Source organism: Pseudomonas sp. HD57-3 (assembly GCF_056113135.1).
The window spans coordinates 3,518,217-3,535,514 of the sequence record NZ_CM148568.1 but is presented as its reverse complement, the minus strand read 5'-3'; the positions used below and the strand labels follow the sequence as shown (position 1 = coordinate 3,535,514).

Genomic DNA, 17,298 nt, shown 5'->3' with positions numbered 1-17,298 from the left:
TCCTTAACTAGTGAAATCTCGGTTGGCTCTGGGGTCGATCCCCAGCACCGTTGAGTAGAGAGAGAAAAAATCACGCGAAAGCTCGAGGCCCTGGACTGCTGGGTCTTCACTGGATTGGGGCAGGGTAGCAGTTGCACCTCCGCCAGCTCTCACAGCAATGACCTTGGCATCGGGAAATGCCTCCCTGAACAGCGCGTACTCTTCGAGAATGCCTTTCATTCCTCCGATGAAGATGCCAGCAGAGAACTGGCTTTCACTAAACATTTTACGGCGCATCATGGCAACGCTTTCTGGAATAGTAGCTTCAGCAGGAATTAATCGGACGTCTGCAAATTCAGCATTCTCAAGGGGGAACTCATCCTTGAAAAACTGCGACTGATAAATGGTGGCGCAACGAATATCACTTAACCCAAAGTGGAGGCATGCGGAATAAACCATTGGAGTTATTGATGGATGCCCTCCGAAGACAATCTGGCGACGACCCAGGGTTAGCAAGAGAAGTGAACGCACGGCAGTATGAATCTGATAGGGATGGGCCGTATCATAAAATTCTCTACCGTGCTGCGGGACGCTCGCGGAAAGAAATATCGACTGGCTCATTGCCTCCAGCCCTCGAAATGCCATCCTGAGCCGTAAGGTTTGATCAAGCGAACTTTATCGTTTAAGAAGCCACCAATCCACTCCATGTGTGTTACCCACCTTTTTTCTTCAATACCGACGTCATCGTATACTACAGCGACGGGCGGGGTGTGATTGTCAAGTGTAGCTTCATGAAGCGTATAGGTGGTGGGCACTCCAAGCGTTGGATATACCGAAATGTATTCGTCCAAGCGAGTTTTGACGGTAATGGTGCGCCGCATCGAATAGCCTTCAATGGTGGCGTGCGAGCGTTGAAGCGATGCCCGGAATGCGTCCATCAGTTGGTAGTAGCGCGTGGCAACACCTTCGGCCCTCAAGCTTTCGACTGATCTGCAGATCCGATCCAGGCAGCCAGGAGTGAGAGACAGTCCGTCCGCTTCAAAATCTTCTGCTTCCAAGCGAAGGTCATCGCTTACCAAGCTCCGGGGATCTAGGGCCACATCTGGCCAACCGACGCGTTGAATCGGGATGGCGCGCCACGTCGCGCGTCCGAATTCCGATGTCGTCCAGCGGCTCTGGAAATAGCTCTCAGTGTCGAGATAGACCATGACATCGCTGTCGCAAAGCTTCTGCCAAAGCACCTCTTGGAAGTGCTGGCCTGGAAGGATTTCATGGGTATCCAGAAAAACATCGAAGAGCCGCTCTGACAAGGCTGCATAGAGCTGCAGCGCTACAGGCGTAGACTCGGAACGCCTGTAGCTCAGAAAGACTCGGCGCTGCCGCGGAAGCAGAGAGGCACACTCGAGGAGACAGTTAGCAATTTCGGGGATGTCACAGGTGCTAAGGCCGAGTCCATTCAGGGTCGATATGGGTGCAGCAAATTCGTCGCCGAGCTTAGCGAGGCTGCTCGCAACCGGTATGACAGGCATCCCGGCCTTCATCATGGTGACGATTGACTGAACCTGTTCGTTTTCCAGCGGGAAACAGAGCGCCGCGGTGCACTGTCCTCCATGAGCGTCGTATTCCCCAGGCGGGCCGACATACCATGCGACTTCTTTACCGAGCTCCAGTGAGAGAATACTCAACCTGGTTTTCAGCTCGTCGGTGAGGGCGGCGATGAACCCTTCAGGGGCTGTACCGAATACGGCCAGGTGATAGGAAGCGTCCTGCATGATTGTCCTCATTCTTCATCGAGTGGTAACGGCTCAATACTGTTTCCGGATCGCGATGCCTTCCTCGATCCAACGGCCAATATTTTCCGCGATGTATCCGTATCGAGCGCGACTATCGAAGCCGGGCGGATCGTAGGAACGCACCACATTGGTTAACGGGATTTGCTGCTGCCCAATGGTGAAGCCAGTGAAAGGGTTGGCGCCTTTGCTTGAAGTCATTCCTTGCGCATTCTTGAGGCCGTGGATGTGAATGCCGACCAATCCCAGCTTGTTATTCCACGCTGTTTCGATCTCGTAATTGATCCATGGTCTACCAGCGGTATTTTCACCAATCAGAACGATTGCGCAGGTGCGCCCCTTCATTTGCTGATCAATCCAGTTTTTGATGGTCTTGTCGTCGTAACGTCTGACCGACTCCCAATCGTTGTCCCGAGCAGCTTCTTCACCGTCGACAACGCCAATGGATCGAACCGTGGCGGCCCTCCAGTTATCGGGCACGTAATGGAAACTGAAAAAGCAGTTGCGCATGACCCTTCTCCCGGTGGTACCGAATACAGCGGCTGATTGCAGGACACTTGAGCGAAGATATCATAGGGCCAGTAGTGCCTGTTGGCCATCCGTGAGTAAGGGCGCAAATTCACCTACGTATGCGAGCCCGCTTGAGAAGGGTTCGCTACCCAGCCGTTGCCGCCCCTGAACAGCAGCACTCGACGCTACCAGAGGCGGCTTGCCCGGCAGCATGATATCCATGTGTTTCACCACATCCCAAGCTGACATCCTGCGAAACAACGCCATGCCGATGATGCACCACACCAGGCTTTCAAGCGGAAGTCGGCGTTTGCGAATGGTCGAGACGCCTGCTGTCATCAGCCAACCCCAGATCGCAGTGGTATGTAGTCACTACCTCTTGTATGGGGCGCTCAATGTTCGCCGACGCTCAGATCGTTAATGAGTGGGAAGGCCTGGTCGATCCCGAAGACGATTTCTTCGACTTCAACACGCAGATTCATGGTATTACCGCAGATATGGTCGCGGGCCAGCCTGGCAGGCCGTGTTACAAACGGTTAGATCGTTTGCCCTGGACACCTTGATGACCAGCTCCGGTCATTTTGCTCGGCATTCAGTCAAGCCTGCGACATTCGAAAACTGCCACCGGTGGGGAATCATTGGCTGAACATCAGGCTGCGGGAAGGCGTGCCTCAAGGCTGAGGAGCTCATCAAGGCTGGTCAGGATATCCGTATTATTGGTGAGTCCGATTTCGTCGTCATGGTTACCATTGACGAGGTAGACAGGCGGATTTCGAACTAGAGAAACTGCATCGCGGCACTTAGCGAGGGGCTTATGGGAAATCACCAACGACTCGTCGAGCAGGCATTGGGATACGAGCTGCCGAAACTGGCAATAGACTTCTTCATTGTTTTTTCGCGCTTCGAGTGTGCACTCAAACGATCCGGTATCTATGCCGTTTCCAATAACGGAAATGCGAGTGCTGCCTGGGACAGATTCGCCCGCGACCTAGGCGAAGACTTCATGAACAGAGTTGTCGCTCATGGAGGTGCCCCTGATCTGCTCAGCCGACCGCCGAAGCGTCAGGTGTTGCTACCCGACGAAGGGGGCTTGGGATGGGAGGAGGCTGCTCCGGTTACCACTGTCGTTGAGCTATTTCTTGCCATTCGCCGGGCCAGAAACAACCTTGTGCATGGCGCCAAATACCGAGATGGCGCCACGGGGCATGTGGAGGAAGTAGACGGTGCCGAGCGCGATGACGCTCTTCTGGATCAATCATTGACGGTGTTGGGATTGGCTCTGGAGACCAACACACATGTTCAGCGTTTTTTCGGACGGTATTGATTCCTCAACACCCTGCAACTGAAGGTGGCTCATCCAGTTCATGTAGAGATCAGAGCTCAACGAGTTCCATTGGACGCAGCGTTCGCCGCTACCATCACCCGAGCCGAGCGTGGTAACGTTTTCGTCACAGTTAGGTTCGGAACGTGGCAATGGCAAAGGTGTTTTTTTCGTACAGTCATGACGATGAGGCGCTGCGAGATCAGCTGGAAAAGCATCTGTCCTCTTTAAAGCACGAAGGGCTCATCGAATCCTGGCATGATCGGCGGCTGATCGCTGGCGAGATGGTTGATGCCGCCATCGATCTTCAGATTGATGAAGCAGACGTCGTCCTATTATTGGTTAGTGCCAGTTTCCTGAGCTCACATTACTGCTACTCCGTAGAAATGAAGCGTGCAATGGAACGTCATTCCCAAGGCAAATGCCGTTTGGTAGCGGTGATATTGAGAGCTTGCGATTGGAGTCGTAGCCCTATCGGTAAGCTTCTGGCAGTCCCGCAGGACGGCAAGCCAATCACCAGCTGGACGAACTTGGATGAGGCCTACACCGATGTGGTGCGCCAGGTACGCAGTTTGTTGAAGGAAATCTCTTCGAAAGCAGCGAAACCTGCGCCATCAGTAGAGCTTCGTACGGAGAGCTACGCCTTCCCGCTTTCCGGTGCTGTTCAGAGTGCGTTCGAGACCAATCGATCAAGCAACCTGCGCCTGCGCAAGACGTTCACTGATTTTGAAATCGATCAATTTGCTCACGACGGCTTTGAGTACATGCAGCGATTCTTCGAAAATTCGCTGCAAGAAGTGCAGCAGCGAAACCCCAGCGTCCAGGGGGCTTTAAGGCGCTTGAGCGACACTCGCTTCTCCGCGTCGATTTATATGAACGGTAGAATCGCTTCTGAGTGCTCCATAGCGCTGGGTGATGGGTTCAGCCGCACTGGGATCACTTACTCAGGGCAAATATCGAGTTCGGGCTTCAATGAAATGTTGTCGGTAAGCACTGACGACCAGTCCATTTTCTTCAAAACCCTGATGGGGCATGTTCGAAGTGGGCACGATCAAAAGCTCAGCCATGAGGGCGCAGCCGAACTTTACTGGGGGCGTTTGCTGGAACCCCTGCAGCGGTAGCGAGTACAGCGTATGCCGGCCTACCGACAGGAGGCCGGTATCGGTTCAACGGCAGAATTGCCTCATAGCAATCGGAAGTGGCTCTCGGCCATGTCAATCAAGGGAGTGCCTACCAGCCTGGCGTGGAAGTATCAATGGGGCATATGGCACTATCTCTAGGCTTCGACCAACCGGTCAAACAACCTAGGGGTGTCCATGGAAAACGTTCGTTGGTTCGATCCGTCGCTGGAAGGGAGAGAACATAAGATCACAAGGAATTACGCCTTGGTCATGGGTGGCCTTGGCTCAACGGCTTTCTCTGTTTCCGAATGGTTGACGATGACGCCTGTCACCGCTTTTCTCATTGCTGTGCCCTTGATGTTAGCCGGTCGCTGGGCTGGCACCGAGTATCGTTTGATGTACAAGGCGATATGCAAGAGCATGAGTCTGTCCCGGCGCTTGCGGCTGCTTTTGCCATCTGCGCCTTTCGTTCTCGTGGGCACGTTATCTGTGGGCGTTGCTGCCGGGCTGGGGGATTGGGACACGCTGGCAGCTCTCCCCAAAAATCTGGCTCACGCGTACATCCCGTTCATTTAAACGGCAGATGAGCACGGCTTCTCCTGCTGACTCAATGTCGGCAGGATGCCGTGAAGATAACTCACTCCGAGAAAGAGAGCTCAGTTTGATAGAGGCGAAGAGCAGATTGGCGACTGGAACGCTGCGGAGCACGATTTCCCACCAGAGCTTGGGGTAGGGATGGTAATAGGGGGCGTGGCAGGTTACTTACGCCCGGCAGGCCGCCCTCGGGCTCCAGCGCTTCGATTTCAACTTGGAGTGTGTTGACGAGCTCTCTGGCTGGCTTACCACCGTCTTCACTCAGCGTTAGAGCCAACAGCGTCAATGGACTCAACTCAAGACGCACACTTAGCTGCTCAAGCTTGTCCAGAGTGATGCTCGATTTACCACCCTCAAGCTTTGACAAGTAAGTACGGCTTGTCGCGTCGGCGAATTGCCGCTGGGTGATGTTGCGTTTGTTCCTGATCGCGCGAAGTACCGTGGCAAATGACGACTTGAGAGTCATGCGTACCGCCTGGTCTTTGACTTTGAATATGCATCCTGCTGAGTGTCCCCTAGTGGTTTCTGAGCTGCCTCAATGAACGATGAATTTGGATAGGGTGTGCTACCAAGGCGCAGGTTTCTGACGTCGGTGCCGACAGCACCTACCTCGCCTGGGGAGTGTATGGCGTGAACCCCTGGCCTTCGAGGTCTTGGAGCTGATAGTACTTACCGTTGGCTTTGAGCGCAGGTTGGAGCTGACAAACTGCGTATGGGGTGCCGTAGATGGTGTTCCGGCCATGGATGTTGAAGATGAATTCATCCCCGCGAAAATGCTCATGCTCGAGCTGGAGGCCGTCCAGATTTCCGGGCGTTTCTCCATGTTGTTCTGCGATCTCGATCACTAGGTTTCGCAGCTTGTCGCGATCTTTTTCGGCCAGCTCAGCCGAAAATTTTCGCGTACGGCACTGGCTACCGCTGAAACCACCGCCAAAGCTGGCGGATCCGATCCTATTCAGTGTGATGTGAGCGAGCAGGACGACTTCCATGGTGTGCCCTCGTGGTAGTGAATTGCCTCTTGATAGCAGAGATGCGCGAGGGAAGCGAGCCCGTGGCATTAGTAAATGAGTTTGCCTCCTTATACATCACCAGGCGCAATGACTGATCCTCCGCCAGGTAAATGGGGGGGGGCTCTAATTTATGCATCTCTATTTGAGCCTATCCAATGGCGTCGCCAACAAGGCTGGTGGAGCAGCTTTTGATCGCAGGATATCTGGTAGCACAGAACAACGATTAGTCGCGATTCAAGAGCTGGGTTAAAGAGGAAAGTCAGCTTTCAATTTCCACGGGCATAAGGCCGTGATAAATCTCACTCCCTGACTGGATGAAGCTTCGCGTCATGAAGCGTTTGTCGAGCGCGACGTCCGTCAGTACCTCGCAAACCACGCGGGCGGAGAGAGGGGAGGTTGTGTTCAAGTTATTTTGCATCCGAGGCTTGTCTAGCCCTAGCTGAGCTGCGGGGTGACATAAATGGAGAAGTCGCTTCTTCGGGCCAATGGGGCCGGCTCACCAAATCAGCCGAGCATCTCCTTAATGAAGGATGCAACGTTCTTGGCATCGTCGATCCCTCGATGATAGGTACCCTGCCAAACCAATCCCATCGACTCCACCGTTTGCTTAAGTCCTTTGGGGCGGTTGTCGTATAAACCAACATGCCATTTCCTGGCATTGAAATGTTGCAGGCCCTCGAGCAGGGAAGGGCACCCAGCTAAACCAGCATCGCGGTCAAGCTGTCTTGCATCATAGTCACCCCAAGATGCCCATCCCGCGTTTGGATACTGCGCAGCAAACGTCCGTGAAAGGGGAGGCTACGATTAACTCAGGTGCACGGCCGACGGACTGCGCCACTCGTTTAGCTTGTTCGATGCCCTTTTCGGTGAGCGGAATACTTGCGTGATCAAGGGTAGCTGCACCGACATTGGCCGCGCTTTCTCCATGACGCACTAGCCTGACATTCTTCATTGACTTACCTGTCGTTTCGCCGACGCACGACACCAGTATCGTTGCCAGGGGCATGGCTGGAGTTGAGTTGGGGGTGATGGGGTAACATCTAGGCTTCTGAAAGCTCGATCAAGTGAGCTCCATTATCGCCCGCATCCAGAGCGATGCTGCTAATAAAGCATGGAAGGGAGCTGGTCGACATACGACATCGTGGTTTCTTCCGTGAAAGAGAGACGCGTCGTAATCGCAGGGCTGTGAGTGGGAATTCGCCCCTTCGGGCCTCGTGCCCGCCTAAGACTGCCAACCCAAATGGCCTGCTAGGCGCCAACTTTGATAAGCGCAAACGCAACGCCTGCAAGGACGTCGAGGTCGTCACCTTTGACGAGTTGCTCGGTAAGCTGCGGATGCTGGCTCAGCACTTGCCCCCCCCCCCTAAATCCAGTCGACATCCCAGATATTTCTGAAGAGCAGGCTGCGCGCGATCTCGAATGAAGATACCCAGCGAGGGAACGTACTATCGGCACGTCTGGAGCTAAAGACGTTTACCCACGATCGCGTAAACCTAGGCGCTTGATTGAGTGCGCACGCTCCTGATCGTGTGAGTGGTAGTACGTGTTCTGGGTAGTGCTGAGATTGCTATGACGCAGATCGATCTGCAGGTCTTTGGCGCTCCGCAAGGGCGCGTCGAAGGTCGCAGATGTATGGCGTAACCAGTGAAGAGAAGCGACCTTTAAGCTTTCCATCTCGTGAACCGCACGCCCCTTGATGCGCATACTTTCAAGAGCCTTGTCGAAGACAATCTGGAGGAGGGCGCTTACCTATCGATCCGAAAGACCAGAACGTCCTCTGAGGGTCTTGATCAAAGGTGTGCTCTCGCCGATTTCAGAAAGTTAGGGCAGACCCAAGAACCGACGATAGCGCTTCAGGTAGAGATTGATATATTCAACCCTGACGGCAATCTTTCCGACCTTGTTGCCTTAACCTACGACGCGATACTGATGCGTTACGTGCCAGACATAGCAAAGTATTGATGTACTCATATTTTCCAGATTGGTTCTTCATCATTAGGCAAGCAGGGGCGTGGGATGAATTGGGGCGATTTTATAAAGCATGCGGCTTTGGGCGTTAGTGTGGTTACCGCTGCATACGCTGCTAGGAAGCTCCAGCAACGCATTGCCGAATACAAAGAGGTCGTCGCGCCCCGGGCAGCACAGCCGTTCCTACGACTCGGGTTCCGCTGGGTCGGGGATTTAACATTGAATATGATCCATCCTCCTGAAATCGTTTTTGACGTTGGCAACCGGGAACATCGAATGATTTATCTTGATCGGATTGACTGGTTCTCGCCAAGCAATCGGTTAAGCTGGGATGCCAAAACTCCGCTGGTATCGGGGCAGGTAGTGGCACCTGGTCAAGGCTTTACCCTAAAGCTAGATCCTCGCGATGTTCTTGAACCGATCGCCGGTTGCAACGACCTTTGGGGTAGCCCAATTTCGCAGATGCGCTTCATTTGCGGCCTTAGGCTTGCTATGCAATTGCAGAGCGGGGAGAGATTGACGATTGGTGCTCCTAGGATTCTGAAAATCTACCTCGCGCACTTACATGGTTTGCCATTACCGGCGCGATGTTTTATCCGATTCCATTCTTATGTTCGTCCATGAGTTCAAGATGCAGGTCTTGGCACTGGCGCGTGACGCAGATGCCTCAATCGAGCTACTCAGCCGCAAACAGGGGGCTCTCTGCGCAAAGCACATCTGTAGGAGAGGGTTAAAGAACTTCCATTTTGGGTGCAGATGATTTCAGCGCAAGCCCACCAAAAGAGGAGCCCGCATCCACGTACCTCAACGCTGACTTGATGTCTTTCCAGCCCACATAGCTCATCAGTCCTTTGATATCCCACCCGTTGGCCGACGCCCAGGTCGCAAAGCCTCGGCGCATCGAGTGGGTGCTGTACAGCTCCTGAGGAAGTCCAGCCTCCTTGAAGATGCGACGCAGCACCGGGATTAGGCTATGTGGCTGCATGGCTTTGCCTGACAGATTTCCCCAGCGATCAATGCGCTGGAACACTGGGCCTTTCGCAATCCCGGCAACTGTTATCCAGTTAACGTAGGCCTCCGCTGGGCAGAGCATCGTTAGCGCCGGAGTCTGGAACGTAGTCCCTTCATGCTGGCGGTCACCCTTGGTGTAGGGCAGGAAAAAGGTAATGCCTTCACCGCTAATGGCTTGGGTATCCTCGACCGTTAGCCTGGCCAACTCATCGCCACGAAAGCCACGCCAAAACCCAATCAAGATAATCGCTACCGAGCGACGATGACGCACCAGCGTCTTGTAATCTCCGCGTTCAATCGCAGCTGCGGCTTCCACTTCAAGCCATGTGACCGCCCGTTCCAGGTGCTTCAGCAGCAGCGGGGCGGCCTGTTTCACCTTTGCAGGGTGCACGACTCTGATGCCCTTGATCATCTGGCGAACGTCAGGCGTCTTGGTTGGATCAGGGAAACCCTGGGTGATGTGCCATTGAGCAAGGGCTGCCAAGCGCTGTTTCAAAGTATTGATGGAGAGCTTGTCAGCATACTCCGCCAAGTAGCGAACGACGCCGACTCCGGTCGTGGGCAAGTACCCGCCCCAAGTCACTTCGAAGTGGTCGATTGCCGCCCGATAGCTTTTTCGTGTGTTCTCCCGGGTGCCGGCGCTGAGGTACCGATCTGCCTTTTCCATCGTACTTTGCCTTCAAAATCGGAGCGCTTCTGCTTTCCGCGCCACATTGAGGTTTTCTGGGCGCAAGAAAGTATCAGGAAGCCATAAGTCTCCATTATAGCTTCCTATAAATTGAATTTTTCTTTTATCAATTTGGTGATAACATGTCACGTAATTACATGACACGTAACACAGTACGAAATCTTGAGAGGCTCCATGGCTCGTGGCGGCATAAACAAAGCGGTGGTGCAAAAAGCGAGGCAATCTCTACTCGCGAAAGGAGCGTACCCAAGCATCGATGCAGTGCGCGTGGAACTGGGGAATACCGGGTCGAAGACAACCATTGCCCGGTACCTCAAAGAGATCGAATCCTTCGATCCGCGCCCACTATCGTCCCGCGAACGCATGGGTGAAGAGCTTTCGGCGATGGTTGAAAGCCTTCTGGATCGACTCATGGAGGAGGGTAACGAGTCGATCGAACAGTCCCGAACTGCTTTTGATATGGAGCGAGTAGGGCTCGAGACGCAGATCGCCAGACTGCAAACTGAACTAACTGCTGCGCGCAGGCAGCTGGACACTCAGCAAGCAGCCATTGAGGCTCAAACCGTTGACCTTAAAACCACGCAGTCCTCGCTCCAGACAGAACTGGCACGCAATGCCGGACTTAATCAACGCTGTACAGACCTGGAAGTCTTGGTCAGCGACAGGGATAAACAGATCCATTCCCTAGAGGAAAAGCATGTTCATGCGCGCGGTGCGTTGGAGCATTACAGGCAATCCGTCAAAGAGCAGCGTGATCAGGATCAACGCCGGCATGAGTCCCAACTCCATGAGGCTCAAGTGGAGAAGCGAAAACTCCAAGAAACCCTGGTGCTGAAGCAGGATGACCTAACTCGTTTAAACCGTGACAACGAGCGCTTGCTTGGTGAGTCCAGGCAGCAGGTGAAACTGCTACACGGCCATGAGGCGCACATACAGACACTGACTGCCGAGACCCAAGGGTTGAAACTGGTAGCGGCGAAATCCGCCGGCGTTGCTGAGCAGCTCCAGGAACAGATCGCCACGCTTAGAAAGGACGCCACGGCACTGAATGAAGCTGCAGCCAAGAGCGGCGAGCGCGAGCTGGAGGTGAGACTGATGCTTGTCGCTGCCCAATCGGAGAATGACCAACTCCGGCGACTGCAGGCCACCGAGGTTGAGACAGTTGCAAGCGATTCGAATATCACATTTACGCCTGCATCAGAGAAGTCAAAGACAGCACCCACAAAACCATCGAGGAAGTGACCATGATCAAAGCCACGCTCACACCGATGGGCCCTAATCAAGAATGCTCCGCGCTTCAGTGGGCTCATCAGCGACTCACTTTGATGCTGGCGAATAGCACATTACCGCCAGCTTTCACAAAGCTCGACACCCGCACTCGATTGGGAACCGGAGATAATTCTATTTTCGAAGCGGCTGGCTCAAGTAAAGCAAACTAGCAGATGTGTACCGAGCACCACCGCAGGTTCGACAGACTTGAAAACCCTACATATTGGGTTATTATCAATGCATGACCACCACATGCGGTGATTTGCATGGGCATGCCAAGTATCGAACAAGAAGCATCCGAGCTGCTGCGCATGCTCTGGCGCGACCGATATTACCTGTGGGGCGATCTAGATATCACCCCGCTTCAGGCGCGTGATCCAAGGAAGGCGGCGCTAGCCTACGGCTTTGAATATCGGGAACTTCCGAATCTAGGTGATCCCAAATTCATCCAAGGCGGCTCCGGCCCCAAGATTGCAGGCCTGATTGATCGCCAAGCGAACCGCATTGCCATCTCCCAAGAATTCTCTCCGACGGTAAAACTGTTCACGGGTGCTCATGAGATCGGCCACCTCGCCCTACATAAAGGTGAGGTTATGCATAGGGATCGGGCGTTAGATGGCCGTCCAGTCGGTGGGCCGCGAAACCCTGAAGAACGGGAGGCTGATTTCTTTGCAGCGTGTTTTTTGATGCCTGCGAAGCTGGTCGCTGACCACTTCAGGCGTCTGTTCCTATGTGGAGACCAGCTTCACTTTAACGATACGGTCGCATATCACCTCGATGCGCATAACATCGAAGGTTTGTTGTATGCCTCGGCAGACTCCCTGGAACGAGAGCTGGCGCTGGCGCGATGCCAACGCTTCAATAATCTCAACGTCGTATCCCTTGCTACGCAGTTTGGAGTATCCGATTCGGCAATGGCGTTACGACTCAAGGAGCTTGGTTTAGTACGCTGGCCTTAGCTTTGCGCTCGAAACTAGGCGCTAGGTATCGATCGGAGTGTAAAAGAGTGGTGGGGTGATACAGGACTGTACGCTCAAGCACCGCCCAACCATGCGACATATACCTCCCGTCAGATGCAGATCAGTCAATCTTGCCGACCAACCTCGACCAGCAGTTCCAACGCCCTCATGCGCAAACGAATCGCTGTCTTCGAAACGTTAAAATATTCGCTCAGGGAATTGCACACAGCATGAAACTGGATGACGTTATCCCTCTGACTGTCCAGGTACAGATGGCCGTGACCACGGTTTCGGATGCCAAGATGCTGTAGTAACAACCCAAACGCAGCCTGAAAGTCCTCTTTAGGCATCAAGAGACATGAAGCGAATGTATTTGCTTGCCACTCCAACCGCTCGACTTCCCCTTTAGGGATGGTGATGAGCTGGCTCTGGTCAATGTCCTGTGCTCGGATGGCTTCTCGTGTCATGTAGCGCTTATGGCCTAGAAAGTGATGTCCCAACTCATGGGCGAGTGTGAATCGTGCCAAGTGGGATTGGCTATCTGCCCCGAAGATTTTGATCTCAAGCGGGTTGAACGTGATACTGCCGAGGGCTGAGCTCGAGTCCTCAATGAAGCTCACGGACAGTCCACTGTGATTAGCTTCCCTGGACACCAGCTTAGTAAGATCGACCTCTCCCCGGATGTATGAAATGGATTTCAAAGCATGCTGCGCCAAGCAATCTATTCCATCCCGGGAAATGAACGCGACCCTGGGTGCTGTGATAAGCGTGGGCTGACGAATTAGACTCAGGTCGTTCTTTTTAAAAGCACTCTCCAAGTCGAGGCCTTTCCAGATGCCTTCCCAACCATCCGTAAAGCCGGCAGGAGTTACGGCATAGGCGCTATAAACGGTAGGCCGAAAATCCGTCTGGGTTAGGGCGTATTCGATCTCTGCGCGTTTACGAGCTCTAGCGCTACGCGCCCCAGTTAGCAGCGCACGAGGAAGCTCCCATCGAAACTCAGATTGATCGAAGTAACGCAAGACACCAAAGCCTCGGTTTCGAGCAATGTTGAACGTGCCGGACTGAAAAGCACTCGCGGACGCAAAAATACCCTTAGCGTTGAAGCCGGCCACTTGGTTGATCTTTGATCCAAACTCTTCGATGTCCCCCACAGGCACTTTTCCGCTGTAATTCTTGCATTCGATGAGCACAAGCAATGATGGGGTCTCGAAGCCAGGCAGGAACACTTCGACAGAAATGTCAAAAACGATGAAATCCTCCCGGTCGCGCGAGTAGTAACCCTTCTTCCTAAAAATTTTGCAGCACTCAGGTCGGAAGACATAGAAGCGACCTTCATTGATCTCACGAGACAGGAACTCAAAGACCTGCTCCTCGAATCGGTCGCCCTTGGCATAGGTGCTGAGCGCTTCAATTTCCATATGTGGGGCAGGCTCCTGTTAACGGGTCAGAAAGTCAGTCGTACGTGAATAGATGGTGCTCAAGCAGCTTAGGTTTTAGAGGAGAAGTGTGTACTGCATGCTTCGCGTCACACAATTCGCCTTTTTTCCGCTGAAACTAGCCGAGCATTAAAGATATGCTGCCGAGAAGAAACATCAGGATGATGCCTACGAGGTTGACCAAAAAGCTCAGCCCTCGATGCCCTCCGTAAAGCGCTCGCAACCCTTCATTACTATTTCGGGTCGTCAGGTGCAGCAGTCCGCCCAAAGCACAAAGAACGGCTAAGTGAAACAACGGTTCGGTCAAGTTACTGGCGTCCGGCGCATAGGTAGGTTTTCCCGCACCGACCCACCATTTGATCGCTTGAAATAGGCCAAACCCGTATATCGCAAGCCACATCCCCCATCCCGACGTATTGACGACAAAGAAAAGGCAATGCGGCATGCTGATAGTGGGAAACCATCTCCTCAGCAGCCGGATCGCAGCACAGTGGAATCCCCAGCGTAGAACACTAACGCTATACAGCAATATTACGGTCGAAGCAGTGACCAACACCCAAGTCATATTTTTGAGGCGACCGAGGATCGTAAACGCCTCGGCAACCGACACTCCAGAGCCAGCAGAGTTTCCATAAGCCCACTCTAAAATCAGGCCGGCTAAAGCTGCCCACACACCTGCAACAACCAAAGGCAATCCCCAGAGCCCCTGGAGCCGCAAATGGATCGGTCTATTGGTAGAGCTAAAGTCCAAGGGTTTTACAACGACTGGAGTAATCAGAAGCAGGGCATATTTACTAGCCTTATGGTCGCGAACCTTAGACCAAGCAAACTTTAAAACGGACGGCGACATCGTTACCTCTCGGAGGGGAACAGTGGCTGAGCTGCTCGCGCAGCGCATTATCAGGCGTTCTCGACTGCCCGGTAATCAAGTAGAGGCAAGGAGGGCGTACCAGAATATGGCTGAGTCGACAACGAACCAGTTCGCTTATAGCATCATGCAAATCGGCCATCAAAACGCCATCTAGCGGAACCTCTGCCAAGGAACGTCGAACGTGATCACCAAAATCCGCATCCGTGGGTACCGCATCTACAAAGATTTCCTCCTGAAGCCCAACCCGGGCGTGAACATCCTGGTCGGTGACAATGACGCCGGTAAGTCCACGCTGATGGAGGCGATCTCGCTGGCGCTTAATGGACGGATCGGTGGGCGGGGGATCCTGGAGGAGCTGAACCCTCACTGGTTCAACACCGAGATGGTGGCTGAATTTCTTGCTCTCATGAATGCGGGAAAGAAGCCTAAACTCCCGGAAATCCTGATTGAGCTTTACCTGCAAGACACACTGGAACTCCAGGTGTTGCTCGGCGCCGTTAACGCGGACGTCCCAACGAACGCCTGCCCTGGAATCGTTCTTTCTATTGCCCCCAATGAGGAGTATCAGGATGAGCTGGATGAATGGCTGAAAGCCCCATCCGTACTGCTCCCCGTCGAGTATTACACCTACGAATGGCGCTCCTTCGCTGATAGAGAACTCACACGACGGCCACGGGCGCTCTCGGTGGCCACCATCGATTCTCGCACGGTCAAATCCGCCGCCGGCGTTGATTACCATCTCCGCCAGATCCTTAGCGACCACTTGGAAACATCCGAGAAAGCACAGATCTCGCTGGACTACCGCGGCATCAAAGCATCCATGACTGATGGTGCGCTGGCGCCGGTGAACAAGCGACTTTCCGGTCTGGGCGCCGCGCTACAGTCAGAGCCTATGGCGCTGGCAATGGATCAGACATCTCGTACGTCTTGGGAAAGCGTGGTTACTCCACATGTCGACGGGCTCCCGTTCGCGATGGCAGGCCAGGGGCAACAGGCTGCTATCAAGATCTCTCTTGCGATGAAGCGTCATTCCTCGAAGGCGAACATCGTGATGATCGAGGAGCCTGAAAACCATTTATCTCACACCAGCCTGACAACCCTACTCAATCGCATTGAAGATCTGGCGACGGAAGAGCAGCAGCTTTTCATTTCAACTCACAGCACCTACGTGTTGAACCGGCTCGGCCTCGATGCATTGCTGCTTCTTCACCGCAACAGTGCGTCCAAAATCACAGAACTTGATCCGGATACAGTGAGCTACTTTCAGAAGCTGCCTGGCTATGACACCCTCCGCTTAGTGCTAGCGAAAAAAGTCGTCTTGGTCGAGGGGCCATCCGACGAAATCATATTCGAACGTGTCTACAACGATTGCTTCGGTGCACGCCCGATGGCCCACGGGATAGATGTCATCAGCATGCGTGGACTGGCACTGGCGCGATGCCTTGAGCTTTGCGCTGCGATCAACAAGCCAGTAGCAGTGATGCGCGACAACGACGGCGTTGACCCAATCGACCTACGTGCTCCGGTTCTAAAGTGGCTGGACGTGAAGCGCAGAGAGCTGTTCATCGGCACCGTTGCTGACGGCACCACGCTGGAGCCCCAGCTTATTACGGCGAACGGCGAGCCTCAGTTGCGCAAAATGCTCGGCATCACCGCGGGAGCAACTCTATTGACATGGATGGCGCGCGAGAAGACAGAAGGGGCAATTCGACTGGCTGAGTCGGATCAGGTGCTCACCCCGCCTGGATACATGAAGGATGCGGCGGAGTTCATCCACAATGCCTAACCTTCTGACCTTGGCTGTCGCTGGTGGTAGAAAAACTCAAGGACTGGTCGATCACTGCAAAGAGTTGCCTACCGATCGACGTGTGCTCATTGTCACGTTCACCCAGACGAATCAGCGGGAACTGATCCATCGCCTAGGCTCCCAAGCCGGCGATCGCCACAACATCGAAGTTCTAGGCTGGTACACATTCTTGCTTCGCCACTTTGCAAAACCGTTCCTGCCATTCAAATTTCCACGGGAGCGGGTAGGGGGCTTCAACTTCGAAGGTCGCCCAAGCATTTACGCGAACGGCAAACAGAGATTTATGGATGGTAGCAACCAGATCTACGCATGCGAGCTCGGCCGTCTCGCACGCGAGTTGATGGCAGCCACACCCATGTTGTTACGACGACTGGAGTCTATCTACGACGAGATTTTGATCGACGAGGTACAAGATCTCAGTGGCTACGATTGGGAAATCGTCCATGAATTACTTGAGTCGAGGATCGACGTCCGCATGGTTGGTGACGTGCGCCAGGCGGTGCTCTCGACAAACCCGAGGGGACAGAAAAACAAACAGTATGGGTACGCAGGTGCGCTTGAATGGTTTCTTGTGCGCGAAAAAGTAGGGCTGCTTAGCATTGACTATGCGACCACGACTTACCGCTGCCGAACTGAAATCGCGACGTTCTCTGACACCATTTTTGATGCGTCATGGGGCTTCCCAGGAACCACGTCAGAGAACCACGCGGTCATTCAGAAACAGATCTGTTTGGAATCAACATCAGCGGCTGCCTTTTATGTTGCAGCTACTCGGGCCAAGCAAAGCCTGGCGATCATCATCGATAAACCTGGAAGCTCCAAACTGCCGGTTTGGGTGCCGTAACTGATAGCAGCAGGGCGCCTGAGAGGGGGCAAACTTTAGATCTAGGCAACAACCTATATTGTCTCTGGCGCGATCACTATATGGGGTTACCCCAGGACTGGTTAGCTAGATGCGGCG

17 protein-coding genes and 3 pseudogenes are annotated in these 17,298 nt (G+C 53.8%); 9 read left to right on the top strand and 11 right to left on the bottom strand.

Going from position 1 to position 17,298, the window contains the following annotated elements:
- Window positions 1-3 precede the first annotated feature (3 nt).
- The 4 genes and pseudogenes from AC0R79_RS15745 to AC0R79_RS15730 form a co-directional block, all read right to left on the bottom strand.
- Complete coding sequence (locus AC0R79_RS15745) at window positions 4-600, bottom strand: SLOG domain-containing protein (RefSeq protein WP_474730458.1); 597 nt, start codon at window positions 598-600, stop codon at window positions 4-6.
- A complete protein-coding gene (locus tag AC0R79_RS15740; protein ID WP_158248881.1) occupies window positions 597-1,751 on the bottom strand; it encodes a toll/interleukin-1 receptor domain-containing protein in 1,155 nt (384 codons plus the stop codon). The genes AC0R79_RS15745 and AC0R79_RS15740 overlap by 4 nt, the downstream gene beginning before the upstream one ends.
- Before the next feature lie 33 nt (window positions 1,752-1,784).
- Window positions 1,785-2,279 (bottom strand): TIR domain-containing protein, encoded by a 495-nt coding sequence (locus AC0R79_RS15735; RefSeq protein WP_103367144.1) that lies wholly within the window; start codon window positions 2,277-2,279, stop codon window positions 1,785-1,787.
- A 144-nt stretch (window positions 2,280-2,423) separates the two neighbouring features.
- Window positions 2,424-2,621: pseudogene (locus AC0R79_RS15730) on the bottom strand (transposase domain-containing protein); the annotation flags it as partial.
- A 53-nt stretch (window positions 2,622-2,674) separates the two neighbouring features.
- On the opposite strand from AC0R79_RS15730, the gene AC0R79_RS15725 reads away from it, so the two are divergent.
- The 4 genes from AC0R79_RS15725 (at window position 2,675) to AC0R79_RS15710 (ending at window position 5,297) form a co-directional block, all read left to right on the top strand.
- Window positions 2,675-2,842, top strand: coding sequence for a hypothetical protein (locus AC0R79_RS15725; protein WP_474730457.1), 168 nt, complete (start codon window positions 2,675-2,677; stop codon window positions 2,840-2,842).
- A 251-nt stretch (window positions 2,843-3,093) separates the two neighbouring features.
- On the top strand, window positions 3,094-3,603 hold the full coding sequence (locus AC0R79_RS15720) for a hypothetical protein (protein WP_474730455.1): 510 nt from the start codon (window positions 3,094-3,096) through the stop codon (window positions 3,601-3,603).
- A 149-nt stretch (window positions 3,604-3,752) separates the two neighbouring features.
- The gene (locus AC0R79_RS15715) at window positions 3,753-4,721 is read left to right on the top strand and encodes a toll/interleukin-1 receptor domain-containing protein (protein WP_474730453.1); all 969 of its coding nucleotides are present in this window, start codon (window positions 3,753-3,755) and stop codon (window positions 4,719-4,721) included.
- A 195-nt stretch (window positions 4,722-4,916) separates the two neighbouring features.
- Window positions 4,917-5,297: a hypothetical protein gene (locus AC0R79_RS15710; protein ID WP_146038477.1), complete on the top strand. Its 381-nt coding sequence runs from the start codon at window positions 4,917-4,919 to the stop codon at window positions 5,295-5,297.
- A gap of 61 nt (window positions 5,298-5,358) precedes the next feature.
- On the opposite strand, the gene AC0R79_RS15705 is transcribed toward AC0R79_RS15710, so the two are convergent.
- The 4 genes and pseudogenes from AC0R79_RS15705 to AC0R79_RS15690 all read right to left on the bottom strand — a co-directional run.
- Window positions 5,359-5,781 (bottom strand): helix-turn-helix domain-containing protein, encoded by a 423-nt coding sequence (locus AC0R79_RS15705; RefSeq protein WP_103367148.1) that lies wholly within the window; start codon window positions 5,779-5,781, stop codon window positions 5,359-5,361.
- A gap of 139 nt (window positions 5,782-5,920) precedes the next feature.
- Window positions 5,921-6,304 (bottom strand): hypothetical protein, encoded by a 384-nt coding sequence (locus AC0R79_RS15700; protein ID WP_103367149.1) that lies wholly within the window; start codon window positions 6,302-6,304, stop codon window positions 5,921-5,923.
- An 805-nt stretch (window positions 6,305-7,109) separates the two neighbouring features.
- Window positions 7,110-7,277 (bottom strand): annotated as a pseudogene (locus AC0R79_RS15695) (phosphoglycerate mutase family protein); the annotation flags it as partial.
- Window positions 7,278-7,798: 521 nt separating this feature from the next.
- Window positions 7,799-8,233, bottom strand: a pseudogene (locus AC0R79_RS15690) (site-specific integrase); the annotation flags it as partial.
- 108 nt (window positions 8,234-8,341) lie between these two features.
- Between AC0R79_RS15690 and AC0R79_RS15685 the strand changes: the two are divergent.
- The gene (locus AC0R79_RS15685) at window positions 8,342-8,917 is read left to right on the top strand and encodes a hypothetical protein (RefSeq protein ID WP_474730450.1); all 576 of its coding nucleotides are present in this window, start codon (window positions 8,342-8,344) and stop codon (window positions 8,915-8,917) included.
- Between the two features lie 106 nt (window positions 8,918-9,023).
- On the opposite strand, the gene AC0R79_RS15680 is transcribed toward AC0R79_RS15685, so the two are convergent.
- The gene (locus AC0R79_RS15680; RefSeq protein ID WP_474730448.1) at window positions 9,024-9,971 is read right to left on the bottom strand and encodes a tyrosine-type recombinase/integrase; all 948 of its coding nucleotides are present in this window, start codon (window positions 9,969-9,971) and stop codon (window positions 9,024-9,026) included.
- Between the two features lie 195 nt (window positions 9,972-10,166).
- Between AC0R79_RS15680 and AC0R79_RS15675 the strand changes: the two genes are divergently transcribed.
- Together AC0R79_RS15675 and AC0R79_RS15670 are read left to right on the top strand one after the other, a co-directional pair.
- The gene (locus AC0R79_RS15675) at window positions 10,167-11,234 is read left to right on the top strand and encodes a DNA-binding protein (protein WP_474730446.1); all 1,068 of its coding nucleotides are present in this window, start codon (window positions 10,167-10,169) and stop codon (window positions 11,232-11,234) included.
- A gap of 293 nt (window positions 11,235-11,527) precedes the next feature.
- On the top strand, window positions 11,528-12,220 hold the full coding sequence (locus AC0R79_RS15670) for an ImmA/IrrE family metallo-endopeptidase (protein ID WP_474730445.1): 693 nt from the start codon (window positions 11,528-11,530) through the stop codon (window positions 12,218-12,220).
- Window positions 12,221-12,345: 125 nt separating this feature from the next.
- On the opposite strand, the gene AC0R79_RS15665 is transcribed toward AC0R79_RS15670, so the two are convergent.
- Both AC0R79_RS15665 and AC0R79_RS15660 read right to left on the bottom strand, forming a co-directional pair.
- Entirely contained in the window at window positions 12,346-13,641 is a 1,296-nt protein-coding gene (locus AC0R79_RS15665; RefSeq protein WP_474730443.1) for an ImmA/IrrE family metallo-endopeptidase, read from the bottom strand.
- Between the two features lie 136 nt (window positions 13,642-13,777).
- Window positions 13,778-14,509 (bottom strand): hypothetical protein, encoded by a 732-nt coding sequence (locus tag AC0R79_RS15660; RefSeq protein WP_474730441.1) that lies wholly within the window; start codon window positions 14,507-14,509, stop codon window positions 13,778-13,780.
- A 202-nt stretch (window positions 14,510-14,711) separates the two neighbouring features.
- On the opposite strand from AC0R79_RS15660, the gene AC0R79_RS15655 reads away from it, so the two are divergent.
- Together AC0R79_RS15655 and AC0R79_RS15650 are read left to right on the top strand one after the other, a co-directional pair.
- Window positions 14,712-16,316: an ATP-dependent nuclease gene (locus AC0R79_RS15655; RefSeq protein WP_474730440.1), complete on the top strand. Its 1,605-nt coding sequence runs from the start codon at window positions 14,712-14,714 to the stop codon at window positions 16,314-16,316.
- Window positions 16,309-17,181: a UvrD-helicase domain-containing protein gene (locus tag AC0R79_RS15650; RefSeq protein ID WP_474730438.1), complete on the top strand. Its 873-nt coding sequence runs from the start codon at window positions 16,309-16,311 to the stop codon at window positions 17,179-17,181. The genes AC0R79_RS15655 and AC0R79_RS15650 overlap by 8 nt, the downstream gene beginning before the upstream one ends.
- Window positions 17,182-17,298 lie beyond the last annotated feature (117 nt).